Genomic DNA, 14,081 nt, shown 5'->3' with positions numbered 1-14,081 from the left:
AATCTTTGATCATTTATTAACCCATACAATTACAGCCTCAGTCACAAAATGACAACAACCAGAATTATGACCTTTCGGTAATTCAGCCTTTATTTTTACAACATTCATAAAATTTATTATCTTTATTCTTGATAATTTGCGAAATCGCTATATTTGCATTTCAAAACTACACACCATGAATCCAAAAATATTAATAATAGGCGCTTGCGGGCAAATTGGTACCGAACTGACTCATCAACTTAGGGCCCTTTATGGTGTCGATAATGTTATAGCTTCGGATATACGAAAACTGAATAATGACGTGGTCAATTCAGGTCCTTTTGAAGTAGTCAATGCATTAGATTTTAACCAAATCGAACATTTAGTCGAAATCCACCAAATCACCGATGTCTATTTGATGGCTGCACTGCTCTCTGCAACTGCCGAAAAAAATCCTGCTTTTGCTTGGGATTTGAATATGAATTCGTTGTTTCACGTTTTGAATTTGGCCAAAGCCGGAAAAATCAAAAAGATATTCTGGCCTTCGAGTATCGCCGTTTTTGGACCAACAACACCCAAAGAAAATACACCACAATACACCATCATGGAACCTTCCACAGTTTATGGAATCAGCAAACAAGCGGGTGAAAGATGGTGCGAATACTACCATAACATTTTTGGTGTCGATGTGAGAAGTGTTCGCTACCCAGGTCTTATCAGTTGGACTACTTTACCTGGCGGAGGAACTACCGATTACGCCGTTGACATTTACCACAAAGCCTTAAGCGAAGGCAAATACGAGTGTTTCTTGACCTCTGAAACCAAAATGCCTATGATGTACATGGATGATGCCATTGCCGCCACCATCAACATTATGAAAGCACCTGCTGAACAAATCAAGATCCGTTCTTCGTATAATTTGGCTGCTATCAGTTTCACCCCAACCGAAATCGCTGCCGAAATCAAAAAACACATTCCAGAACTTGAAGTTACTTATGCACCCGACTTTCGTCAAAAAATCGCCGACAGCTGGCCTGCGAGCATCGATGACAGTCGTGCCCGAGAAGATTGGGGTTGGAATCACGAATTTGATCTCGAAATGATGACCGTAGATATGTTAAAAAATCTAAGTCCTCAATACAATACCGATATACAATAAAACACCCAACACTTACTTCATCAGTTTGTCAAAACCCATTTGGGAGTGCCCCCGATTTGCAAAGGGGGCCAACTTTAGACAACGCTTATTCGCCCCCTTTACAAATCGCGGTCGGACTATCACGAGCGCTTTGGCGCCTTGCTCTATCCCTCACTCGGCATCAGTGCTATCAAACTATTTTTCGTTAGAAAAAACAATTTTCCATTTATATTACAATACGCTATTGTAACCTATTCTAAACTGTTAGCCAAGAACTGATTAAACTCAAAAAAATTACTACTCAGAAACAAACCATTTGAAGCTTAAATTTTTTAGAAAAAAGAGCAAAGACAAAAATATCTTCTATCTGGAAACGAAGAGAATTGTAAAAAATTATATTAAAAAAACTACAGTAAATTCAATACCTAAGGCAATTCTGTAAATAAAATAATAAAACAAACCATTAATGCCATTTCGTTAATTTTATCTCTCTATTTTTAATAATTATATACCACTTTTTAAATGCGATTTATATAAATTGCACACTAGAATCAATACAGAAAGGGAATGTCAGAAAGAGTTGAAGAAAAAGAAATAGAAAAAAACGCAGAAAAAATTCGTTTACAATCCAGAATTGACAATAAAGGTTGGAAAAAATGGGGGCCGTACCTAACTGAAAGACAATGGGGAACAGTTCGCGAGGATTACTCACAAAGTGGGTATGCCTGGGGAAGTGTAACACATGATATGGCACGCTCCAAAGCATACAGATGGGGAGAAGAGGGTATTGGAGGAATTTCAGACAATAAACAACACATTTGTTTTGCTTTGGCCTTCTGGAATCATAATGATCGTATTTTAAAAGAACGCTTTTTTGGTTTAACACCAGCCGAGTCAAATCACGGTGAAGATGTAAAAGAAATTTATTTCTATCAAGATTCTACTCCTACGCATTCCTATCAAAAGATGCTTTATAAGTATCCTCATTCTTCATTTCCCTATGAAAAATTAATCAAAGAGAGCAAAAAGAGATCCAGATTAGAACCTGAATATGAATTGTTAGACACTGGAATTTTTGACAACAATGATTATTTTGATATCACAATTGCCTATGCCAAAGCCGATGAGCAAGACATACTCATCAAAATAACTGTAGAGAATCGCTCCAAAACGCCTGCACCCCTAACTGTATTGCCAACCATTTGGTTCCGAAATACGTGGAGTTGGGGCTATGATAATTACAAACACAAACCTACTTTAACCGGAATTGGAAAATCAGTTATAGAAGTCAACCATCGCTTGGTAGGACACTTTAACTTGTATGCAGAAGATGCTAAAGAAATTTTGTTTTGTGACAATGAAACTAATTTTGAGAAATTATATAAGTCTCCTAAACAATCTCCTTATGCCAAAGACGGGATCAATGATTATATAGTCAATCAAAAACGTACAAGTGTAAATCCAGAAGCCGTTGGCACAAAAGCATCTGTTCATTATGATGATGTTATACCTGCTAATGGTAAAAAAGAATACCGCCTTCGTTTTACAAATACATCACCAGAAAAACCATTCGAAGATTTTGATGTTCTATTTGAAAAAAGACTTCTAGAAGCAGATGAATTTTACGCCCCATTACAAAAAGATATTGCCGACGAAAAATTAAAATCTATACAACGTCAAGCTTATGCTGGAATGCTGTGGACCAAACAATGGTATTATTATAATGTACACGAATGGCTAAAAGGAGATCCATCTACTCCTAGGCCAGATGCCAATAGAAAAGAAGGACGAAACAGTTCTTGGAAACATTTGTACACTTCAAACATACTTTCCATGCCCGACAAATGGGAATATCCATGGTTTGCAGCTTGGGATTTGGCTTTTCATACCTTGCCACTGGCACGATTAGATCCTGACTTTGCTAAACGACAATTGATGGTTATCCTTCGGGAATATTATATGCATCCCAACGGGCAAATCCCAGCTTATGAATGGTCGTTTTCGGATGTGAATCCTCCTGTTCACGCATGGGCCACTTGGAAGGTATACGAAATTGACAAAGAAGCCAATGGAGGTGTTGGTGATACCGTTTTCTTGGAACGTGTTTTTCATAAATTGCTGCTCAACTTTACTTGGTGGGTGAATCTTAAAGATGAAAATGGCAATAATATTTTTGGTGGTGGATTCCTTGGAATGGATAATATTGGTGTGTTTGACCGCTCCGCCGATTTGCCAACAGGAGGTCACTTAGAACAAGCCGATGGTACTGGTTGGATGGCCATGTACTGCCTGAATATGTTGCGAATTGCCTGTGAAATTTCTTTGAAAAACCCCGTTTATCAAGATATGGCTTCCAAGTTTTTTGAGCATTTCCTTCATATTTCTGGGGCGATGCAATCTTTGGGAGAAAATAAAGTAAGTCTTTGGGATGAAGAAGATGAGTTTTATTACGATATGCTACACAAACCAAATGGAGATGCAGAATCGCTGAAAATTCGATCAATGGTTGGGTTGATTCCTCTATTTGCTGTAGAGGTTTTAAACGCCGATTTATTAGAAAAATTACCGGTTTTTAAACGTCGTGTAGAATGGGTTTTGAAAAATCGTCCAGACTTGGCTGGTCTCGTATCAAGTTGGTACAATCCTGGTAAAGGTGAAACTCGTTTACTATCAACCCTTAGAGGACATAGAATGAAGATGATCCTTAAACGTATGTTTGACGAAAAGGAATTTTTATCTGATTTTGGGGTACGTTCTTTATCCAAATACCATAAAGACCACCCCTATGTATTCAAACATGATGGTGGAATCATTCAAGTAGATTATACCCCAGCAGAAGCCACTGGAGATATGTTTGGTGGAAATTCGAATTGGAGAGGTCCTATTTGGTTCCCTATGAATTATTTAATACTTGACTCTTTAGATAAATTTCATGGTTATTATGGAAAAGACTTCAAGGTAGAATTCCCAAGTGAATCCGGAAATTCGGTAAATTTGAGAGAAGCCGCAGAGGGTGTAGCCAAACGTTTATTAGCGCTATTTATCCCAGATACGAACAAAAAGATTCCGATGTATGGCGAATATGAAAAATTTCAAAAGGATACCCTTTTTAATAAAAATCATTTGTTTTTTGAATATTTTGATGGTGATACCGGCAAAGGTTTAGGTGCCAATCATCAAACAGGATGGACAGGACTTATTGCTGAAATTATTAGGCATTTACATGAAAAAGAGGAATAGATAAAGACCTTTGTGAACCTTTGTCAAAGTTTCAGACTTTGACAAATGTGAAATTGACATCTGAAATACTTAATGCTATCATGTTATTTAAGGTGAACCTTTGTCAAAGTTTTGAACTTTGACAAAGGTGGGGCCACAACAACTGAAGTTCTAGTTGTTCTCAAATTGTTTTACTGTCAACCTTTGTCAAAGTTTCAGACTTTGACAAAGGTAGCTTCCTGAATGTAACATCCATTTAAAACTCAAAACTTACAAATGGATTGTTATGACAGAAAATAAAATTATCTAAATCATTAAATAATTCTATAACTTCAGTTCTTTTTAAATTCGTTTTAGCATTGGATAACATTGCTACATAAGAAGAGAATTTGTACATTTTAAAATCTTCATTTAAATCGGTGGGATTCTGATGGACATAAAGAATTAAATTTCTTAAATATTCTTCTGAATGAATTTTTTTTCGTTTAAAAGGAGATTCTAATAATGCCCCATGTCTACTATGTGCACTATTATAAGATTGACTATACGAACTTATAAATTTACTTATTTGTTTACTAACCACATTCTGTATGGCATGCAAACCCTCTTTTTTTACATTAGTCAATTTCAACTCGTTTTCTGCGAAAATCAATAATTCTTCATTGGATTTTATTTTTAATACGAAATGAAAATGATTTGGCATCAAACAATAGGCATAAATATCGCAAAGAGGAATTACATATTTTGAAAATTGTTTTAGAAAAAAAAGATAATTGTCTAGATTTTCAAAAATGGTACAGCCATTAATCCCTCGATTATAAATATGATAGAAGCAATCAGGTTCTAACTTTTGAATTCTTATATCCATTCTATTTCATTTTTTTTGTGAACCTTTGTCAAAGTTTTGAACTTTGACAAAGGTGGGTTCGCGACAACTGTATTTCTAATTGTTCTCAATTTGTTTTACTTTGAACCTTTGTCAAAGTTTCAGACTTTGACAAAGGTGAAAGCGACATCTGAAATTCCAACAGCTATCATATTGCTATTTTGTGAACCTTTGTCAAAGTTTAGAACTTTGACAAAAGTGGGTTCGCGACAACTCTATTTCTAATTGTTCTCAAATTGTTTTAGTTTGAACCTTTGTCAAAGTTTCAGACTTTGACAAAGGTATGCCTGTTAAATTATTCCCTTTTTTTTCTTATGTTTACTAATAAAAAAAGTCTAGGACTCTTTATTTTACAGTAATTAAAATTACTTTATATCGTAAATTTACTAATAAAATTTATAATTATAAAGATTGAAACGTTTAAAAAAACCTAGGTTTCTATGTTTTCTCTAATGGTGTTAGAATTGGGTGAGGGATAGAAACTAGCTACCAAAGTAGCGTGGAGAGCCCGACGCCGTTGCGCAAAGGGGCGGTATAAGCGGCACCCTAAGTACGCCCCTTTACGCAACGGGGGCACCCCCTACTAATTCTAGATAAAAAAAGGCTCTTTTAAAAACGTTACCTTTTAAAAGAGCCTTTGGTATGTAAACCTAAAAATTACTTTAGATCGTAACTATTATTGGTTTGTTTGATATCTGCCATTAAACCACTTGGGTCAATGGTAATTTTCTTAATACTTGCTTTTGGTTTTGCAATATTAAATTCAAATGTTGGATATGCCCAAGCCCAATCGTTGAGTACCGTTCTAGTGATGGCTGGCATTGGGTTTGCTTTTTCAAAACTCATCATGCGTAACGGAATGTAGAAACTTTCTTTGGTGCCATCCGCATATTCGACCAATACATCGATAGGCATTGGCATACGACCAATTCGTTCCAGAGTTACAGTTGTTTTATCTGCATTTTCTTTTACGTCTTTGATACCGTAGTCGATTGTGTTTAAGGTTTGCGTCCAATCGACCAAATACCAATCGAGGTTGGCTCCCGAAACACGTTCAGCCGTTCTCTTGATATCGTTTGGAGATGGGTGTTTGAATTTGAAATCTTGAAAATATTTTTTGAGAGTATTTCTTAAATTTTCTTGACCAATTACGTACTCGAGTTGAGACAAAAATATACTCCCTTTTACATAGGAAGCAATACTATACGGACGGTTTTCATCATAACGATCTCCGTGTGTAGAAAGTGGTTGTTCTTTTCCAGATTCTACTAATTTATAATAGGCCGCATAATTGCCTTTGAATGGGTTTTCTTCTTTTTTGTCTTTTAAATCATTTAGAGCCAAATCTTCGATATAGGTTGTAAAGCCTTCATCCATCCAAGGGTGTTTGGATTCATTGGACGCCAAAATATGTTGAAACCAAGAATGTCCCATTTCATGAGTGGCAGTTCCTAACATTCCTTCGGTTGTACCATTTCCCAGCATTAAAGTACACATAGCATACTCCATTCCGCCATCACCACCTTGTATGAATGAATATTGTTTGTATGGATAATTACCCACATTCTTATTGTAAAAATCCATAACTCGAGACATCAAAGGCTCTAGTTTTTTCCAGTTTTCTACAACTGCGGGAGTATTTTTATAGATAAAATGCAGATCTACATTATTAGGCCCTTTGACAATATCGTGTTGGTAATTTTTATCGGCCGCCCAAGTGAAATCATGTACCATTGGTGCAATAAAATGCCAAGTCAACGTTTTTGTTTTTTTTGGATAAACTACTGTAACTCCAGCATCTTGATACCCATACCCTATTTCATTTGGGTTTTGCAAATAACCAGAACCTCCCAAAAGATAATCCTTGTCGATGGTGATTTTTACATCAAAATTCCCCCAAACACCATGAAATTCTCGAGCGATGTAGGGATCGGCATGCCATCCTTCAAAATCAAACTCTGCCATTTTTGGGTACCACTGCGCCATCGACAATTCAACTCCCTCAGTATTATTTCGTCCTGAACGACGAATTTGCACGGGAACCTGACCATCAAAATCAAGTGTAAAAGTAGATTTTGAATTAGGTAAAATGGGCTTGGCCAAAGTCACTTCAAGAATTGTTCCCACTTCTTTTGCAACAGCGGTAACGCCATCTTGTTTGAAATTAGAAATCTTCAAATATCCAATTTCGTTGGGTTTTAGGTTTTTGATTCGGCTTTCTTTTACATCTTTGCCATCGACTTTTATTTTGGTGACCATACGTCCATCAGGATCTTTGATGGTTTGCAATCGAGCATCCATTTCGCTTCCGGGTTGAAAAGCATTATTGTACAAATGGTAATACACGCTTCTCAACGTATCTGAAGAGTTATTGGTATAAACCAATTCTTGTTTCCCTTTGTATTGATATGTTTTGACATCCATAGTGACGTCCATTTTATAATCGACATGTTGTTGCCAATACCCAGTGTTTTGGGCGAATAAATTTCCGATACTAACCGAAAAGAGTAGGAATAAAAAAAGTTTGCGCATAGTATATAAAAATAAAAAATGGAAGAGTAATAGTCTCTTCCATTGTATAATTAAAAGTGAAAATTACTTCTTAGTCATTTTTTCTGCCATCAATAAGGCATTGTATGCATTAACCATTCTTGCCGATTTTGATGATTGGGATGATGCAACAGCAATAGGCTCTTGAGCAGGATTAGGGTTTTCGCCCAAAATTACTTTAGCAGGAAGTGGTGTTCCAGATTCCATCAAGATTTGTTTTACTTGTTTGGCTGATAATTTCGGATAATACGAACGAATCAAGGCGGCTACTCCAGCTGCATTTGGCGAAGCCATTGAAGTTCCTTGCAAATATTTATATTTGTTGTTTGGAATTGTAGCATATATTTGGTTTCCCGGTGCAAAAACATCTACATTAAAAGTGCCATAATTTGAAAAATCAGCAATTACACCTTCTCCATATTGATTGTTTAAAGCTCCTATTGTTAACACATTCGAAACAAATTCTATTTTATTATCATCAGAGTCATTTGGGAAATTGGCATTTTGATCCAAATCAATATTTTCTCCATCATTTCCTGCAGCATGAACAAAAAGTACATCTTTCTTTTCAGCATACTTTATAGCATCGTATACCCATTGTTTGTGTGGAGAATAACTTTTTCCAAAACTACCATTGATTACTTTTGCTCCATTATCTACAGCATAACGGATTGCTAGAGCAATATCTTTGTCGTATTCATCACCATCTGGCACAGCTCTCACCGCCATAATAGCAACATTATTGGCAATTCCGTCCCCTCCAAGATTATTGCCTCTCACTTGCGCAATAATACCCGCAACGTGAGTTCCGTGATCGGCCTCTTCTTTGTCTGGGCCATAAACTATATTGTTACCGTATTTTGTGTTTTTTATATCTTCCGGATTATCTCCAACCACTTTGCGGCCGTCATACTCTTTGTTTAAATTGTAATTCAGTTGATTGTAAACGTATTTTCCATATTCGTTTAATTCGGTTCTAAAAGTTGGGCCAGCATCAGTCATGATTTGAGTCATTATCATTTTGTTCCTTCCCAATTCAGGATCAGTAGTGTCAATTCCGTTCAAATCTTCAATAGTATAAACTTCTTTTTTTAGATTTTCCTGAATGGATTTATCCACACTAAGTAAGAAATCAATTTGTTGTTTATCCTTCATTGCTTTGTCATATTTCAAATTATATGCTACCAAAGCATTTTTATAAGTAGCAGATCCATCATCTGCTTTTTTTACGATTCTCGTCATTTCGAGGCTTTCGTGTAGCGCATCACCTAGAAAATTCCAACCATGAATGTCATCTATAAAACCGTTTTTATCATCATCAATTCCGTTTCCGGCAATCTCTTTTTTATTGGTCCAAATTACGTCTTTTAGATCTTCGTGATCAATGTCTACACCCGAATCTACAACAGCTACAATTACTTTTACATTTTTCTTTCCTTTTAGCAATTCGGCATAGGCTTTGTCTACACTCATCCCTGGAATACTGTCTTTGGCCAAATCCAAATGCGACCATCTTTGCAATTCAGGTTCACTAAGTTTTCCTTTTTTGGCAGTATAGTTTGTGGCTGTTTGTGCATTGGCAGAAAGGCTTAAAGTCAATGCGGCTAGAAGAGTTAAAGCTGTAAGATTTATTTTTTTCATGGATTGTAGTTTCTTGTTTTTGTAATACACTTCAAAAATAGTGGAAGTGAATTAGATATTATGCAATTGTTAACTTAATTTTAGGAAGCACCCTGAAACAGTCTTAATTTTATTAGAATATATTTGTTAAAATGTAATAATTTGGCTATTCGACAGTCATATTAGACTTTTGTCTATTTTTTAAAAAAGTTCTTATAAATTAAAAGGAATTACCGTACATTCGCGCCAACCTCAAAGCGTTATAACCTATGAAAACAAAATTACTTATTTTGCTATTTTTAGCATCATTAAATACTTATGCTCAATACACTACTATTCCCGATGTGAATTTTGAGAAATTCCTAATAAATGAAGGAATTGACTCAGGTGTAGCAGATGGAAAAGTGTTGACTTCTGCAATTTCATCTCTTAAAACAATTAATATGAGTGGACTCAATATTAATGATTTAACAGGAATTGAAGATTTTGTTGCCTTGACTTCTTTAAATTGTTCTTACAACAATTTAACAAGTCTTAACGTGTCAAGCAATATTGCTCTTACCAATTTAAATTGTTTTACCAATAAATTGACTAGCCTTAATGTTGCCAACAACACCGCTTTAACCAGTTTAAATTGTGCAATCAATGCAATAACAAATTTAAATCTTACTTCGAATTTATCCTTAACCACTTTAAATTGTTATGATAATAAACTAACCAGTCTTAATGTCTCAAATAATACTGCACTAACTGGGATCAATTGTAGTGCAAACCCTTTTGCAAATGGTATAAATGTTACTAATAATAAAGCTTTAACTTTTTTGAACTGTAATTTTAGCACCTTAACGACACTTGATGTTTCTTCAAACAACCTTTTGGAAAGTTTAAATTGTCAGGGAAACAGTTTGAAAACCTTAGATATTTCTGCAAATACTGCTTTAACTTTTTTAGACTGTTCTTCAAACCAACTAACAAGTCTTAATTTGAAAAACGGTAATAATACAAATTTCAGCACATTTTCTACCTTTAAATTTAATTCAGGTTTAACTTGTATTCAGGTTGACAATGCTACTTTCTCAACCAGCAATTGGGCAAGTATAAAAGATGCAACTGCCAGTTACAATACTTCTTGTGCGGTACAACAATACACACTAATTCCGGATGTGAATTTTGAAAATAAATTGATTACTTTGGGGATTGACTCTGGTGTTGCGGATGGGAAAGTGTTAACAAACAATGTTAACAAATTGACATCATTAGATGTTTCTTCAAGCTCAATTACTAACTTAACTGGTATTCAGGATTTCAAAGCTTTGACTACTTTGCAATGTAACAACAATCAATTAACTACTTTGGATGTTTCCCAAAATACAGCTTTAACTTATTTGAATAGTTACAATAATCAATTGACTACATTAAATGTTTCTCAAAATGTCGCTTTGAAAACATTATACATTGGTTATAATAAATTAACTACTTTGGATGTTTCCAAAAATATAGCTTTGACTACTTTGGAAAGTTACAACAATCAATTAACCACTTTGGACGTGTCCAAAAATGTAGCTTTGACTTCTTTGTCTTGTTATAGCAATCAATTAAAGACTTTGGACGTGTCCAAAAATGTAGTTTTGATTACTTTGTATTGTTTTAGCAATCAATTAACCACTTTGGACGTGTCCAAAAATGTAGCTTTGAAAACATTCTATTGCTACAATAATAAATTCACTAGTTTAAATCTTAAAAACGGGAAAAACACTTTGTTAACCAATGCAAATATAGAACTTTCGTCAAATCCTGACTTAAAATGTATTGTTGTTGATGATGTTGCTTATGCTAACACCAATTGGGGGAATAAAAAAGATGCAACCGCTTTTTACGCTCCTTATGATTGTAGCTCAATAACTCAAATTCCAGATGCAAATTTTGAAGAAAAACTAATTGCATTAGGTGTTGATACTGATGGTAAAAACGGTGTTGTATTAAATACTAGTATTGCTACTTTAACTTCATTAGATGTTTCTAATGCTGCTATTACCAACTTAAAAGGGATAGAAGGATTTACAGCCTTGACCACTCTAAATTGTTCAGGTAATTTATTTACTAAGATTGATCTTTCTAAAAACGCTTCAATCACAACGCTAAACTGCTCCAATTCTCCTTCCTTGATTTGTATTCAGGTAGCTGATGTTGCTGCTGCTTCTAATTGGGCTATCACTAAAGATGCAACTGCAAGTTTGAGCTTAGATTGTACGATTTACGCTCTAATTCCAGACTCCAAGTTTGAAGACAAGTTAATTGCTTTAAATATAGATAGAGACGGTAAAAATGGAAAAGTAGCAACAGAGAGTATTGCCTCTTTGACTTCATTAGATGTTTCTTCAAGTTCGATTACTGATTTGACAGGAATACAGGATTTTGTGTCTTTGACTGCTTTAAAATGTTATTCCAATCAATTAACTGCTCTGGATATTTCTAAAAATTTGGCTTTGAAATATTTAGATTGTTACTACAATCAATTAACCACTCTAGATGTTTCCAAAAATTTGGCTTTAAGTAGTTTCTATTGTGACAACAATCAATTAACCACTCTGGATGTTTCCAAAAATGTCGCCTTGAATTATTTCTATTGTTCCAAAAATCAATTAACCACTCTGGATGTTTCCAAAAATGTAGCTTTGACTGGTTTCGGTTGTTACTCCAATCAATTAACTACACTGGATGTTTCTAAAAATGTTTCTTTGATTAATTTTATTTGCTCTTCAAATAAATTGACAACTTTGAATCTAAAAAACGGTAAAAACATTTTGTTGAAAAATTCTCACATAAGCTTTTATGAAAATCCAAATTTAAATTGCATTGTTGTTGATGATGTTGCCTACTCAAACAGCAATTGGGAGAATAAAGATACTTTCGCATTTTATTCTCCTTATGACTGCTCGACAGTTACTCAAATTCCAGATGTCAAATTTGAAGACAAACTAATTGCATTAGGTGTTGATACTGATGGTAAAAACGGTGTTGTATTAAATACTAGTATTGCTACTTTAACTTCATTAGATGTTTCTAATGCTGCTATTACCAACTTAAAAGGGATAGAAGGATTTACAGCCTTGACCACTCTAAATTGTTCAGGTAATTTATTTACTAAGATTGATCTTTCTAAAAACGCTTCAATCACAACGCTAAACTGCTCCAATTCTCCTTCCTTGATTTGTATTCAGGTAGCTGATGTTGCTGCTGCTTCTAATTGGGCTATCACTAAAGATGCAACTGCAAGTTTGAGCTTAGATTGTACGATTTACACTCTAATTCCAGACTCAAAGTTTGAAGACAAGTTAATCGCTTTAGGAATTGATACCGATGGAAAAAATGGCAAAGTAGAAACCGTTAGAATAGCTCCACTAACCTCTTTGGATGTAAGCTCAAGTTCCATTAAAGACTTAACAGGAATACAAGATTTTATAACATTAACTTCTTTAGATTGTGGTAGTAATCAATTAAAGACACTAGATGTATCTAAAAATGTAACTTTAACTTATTTGGGTTGTTATGGCAATCAATTAACAACTCTAGATGTTTCTAAAAATACATCTTTGACTAATTTGGCTTGTTCTGGCAATCAATTAAAGACTATAGATGTTTCTAAAAATGTAGCTTTGACTTCTTTTGGTTGTGCTAAAAATCAATTAACCTCACTAGATATTTCCAAAAATATAGCTTTGACTGCATTCGGATGTTATTATAATCAATTAACCTCTTTGGATGTGTCCAAAAATACAGCTCTGACGTATTTAGATTGTAGTGATAACAGATTCCAAACGTTGAATCTGAAAAATGGAAAAAACACCTTGCTAATATATTCGAATATAAAGCTTTATGGAAATCAAAACCTTTACTGCATACTAGTTGATGATGTAACATATTCTAATAAAAACTGGGGAGACAGCAAGGACACTTGGGCAAAATTCAATACGGAATGTAACGGATTAACTTTACCGACAAACAATTTCAACGTTGAATCAAAAGGAGAGACCTGCCTTAACTCAAATAATGGAGAAATTAACATAACTGCCACTGCAACTTTTGGATATAAAGCTAAAATCAATGCAGGCTCTTATACTTTTACCAATAACAGTTTAAAAGTCCCTAATTTAGCTCCAGGAACTTATACAGTAATCATTACAATCCCAGGAGAAACTTTTGAACAAAGCTTCTCAATAACCATCCCTAAAGGAGCAACCATAACCGGAAAATCGAGTGTTGCAGCTAATAAAGTTTCTATAGAAATTACTGAAGGAACAGCTCCTTATACCGTTTTTGTAGATGGTGTCGAGCAATTTGAAACCACTGATTCTAACTTTACTGTAGATGCCAAAAAAGGAGGTTTATTACAAGTAAAAACCGCCAAAGCCTGTGAAGGAATTTATGCTAAAGATATGGCTCGTTTAAATGGAGTGATTTCTGCATACCCAAATCCAACTTCAGGAAGTTTTGAAATTGAATTGCCAAGTACTAAGAAAGAAGTGGTTATAACCTTATACACTTTGGATGGTCAAATGGTTTCAACGAAAACCTATACTGTAGAAAACGGGAAAGCACAACTAACCCTTGAAAATCAACCTGCAGGCGTTTATGTTGCCAAAATTGAATTAGACACCCCAGAATATCTAAAAATTATAAAAAACTAAA

The 14,081-nt window shown here is 34.7% G+C and carries 6 protein-coding genes; 3 read left to right on the top strand and 3 right to left on the bottom strand.

Annotation, left to right across the window (positions count from 1 at the left end; genetic code table 11):
• Positions 1-175: 175 nt before the first annotated feature.
• Together OYT91_RS14055 and OYT91_RS14050 are read left to right on the top strand one after the other, a co-directional pair.
• Positions 176-1,138 (top strand): L-threonine 3-dehydrogenase, encoded by a 963-nt coding sequence (locus tag OYT91_RS14055; RefSeq protein ID WP_281238465.1) that lies wholly within the window; start codon positions 176-178, stop codon positions 1,136-1,138.
• 546 nt (positions 1,139-1,684) lie between these two features.
• The gene (locus tag OYT91_RS14050) at positions 1,685-4,357 is read left to right on the top strand and encodes an MGH1-like glycoside hydrolase domain-containing protein (RefSeq protein WP_281238464.1); all 2,673 of its coding nucleotides are present in this window, start codon (positions 1,685-1,687) and stop codon (positions 4,355-4,357) included.
• Between the two features lie 235 nt (positions 4,358-4,592).
• Here OYT91_RS14050 and OYT91_RS14045 read toward each other — a convergent pair whose 3' ends face one another.
• The 3 genes from OYT91_RS14045 to OYT91_RS14035 all read right to left on the bottom strand — a co-directional run bounded on the left by OYT91_RS14045 (position 4,593) and on the right by OYT91_RS14035 (position 9,413).
• Positions 4,593-5,204, bottom strand: coding sequence for a transposase (locus OYT91_RS14045; protein ID WP_281238463.1), 612 nt, complete (start codon positions 5,202-5,204; stop codon positions 4,593-4,595).
• Between the two features lie 675 nt (positions 5,205-5,879).
• Positions 5,880-7,754 (bottom strand): M1 family metallopeptidase, encoded by a 1,875-nt coding sequence (locus OYT91_RS14040; RefSeq protein ID WP_281238462.1) that lies wholly within the window; start codon positions 7,752-7,754, stop codon positions 5,880-5,882.
• Positions 7,755-7,817: 63 nt separating this feature from the next.
• A complete protein-coding gene (locus OYT91_RS14035; RefSeq protein ID WP_281238461.1) occupies positions 7,818-9,413 on the bottom strand; it encodes a S8 family peptidase in 1,596 nt (531 codons plus the stop codon).
• Positions 9,414-9,661: 248 nt separating this feature from the next.
• Between OYT91_RS14035 and OYT91_RS14030 the strand changes: the two genes are divergently transcribed.
• Positions 9,662-14,080, top strand: a complete 4,419-nt coding sequence (locus OYT91_RS14030) for a T9SS type A sorting domain-containing protein (protein WP_281238460.1) — start codon at positions 9,662-9,664, stop codon at positions 14,078-14,080.
• Position 14,081 lies beyond the last annotated feature (1 nt).

It is taken from the genome of Flavobacterium praedii, from assembly GCF_026810365.1.
GTDB lineage: Bacteria > Bacteroidota > Bacteroidia > Flavobacteriales > Flavobacteriaceae > Flavobacterium > Flavobacterium praedii.
This window is presented reverse-complemented; position numbering and strand designations above follow the sequence as displayed.

Coding starts and splice junctions, on each gene's coding strand:
- OYT91_RS14055 (WP_281238465.1), top strand. CDS start 176: ATGAATCCAAAAATATTAATAATAGGCGCTTGCGGGCAAATTGGTACC.
- OYT91_RS14050 (WP_281238464.1), top strand. CDS start 1,685: ATGTCAGAAAGAGTTGAAGAAAAAGAAATAGAAAAAAACGCAGAAAAA.
- OYT91_RS14045 (WP_281238463.1), bottom strand. CDS start 5,204: ATGGATATAAGAATTCAAAAGTTAGAACCTGATTGCTTCTATCATATT.
- OYT91_RS14040 (WP_281238462.1), bottom strand. CDS start 7,754: ATGCGCAAACTTTTTTTATTCCTACTCTTTTCGGTTAGTATCGGAAAT.
- OYT91_RS14035 (WP_281238461.1), bottom strand. CDS start 9,413: ATGAAAAAAATAAATCTTACAGCTTTAACTCTTCTAGCCGCATTGACT.
- OYT91_RS14030 (WP_281238460.1), top strand. CDS start 9,662: ATGAAAACAAAATTACTTATTTTGCTATTTTTAGCATCATTAAATACT.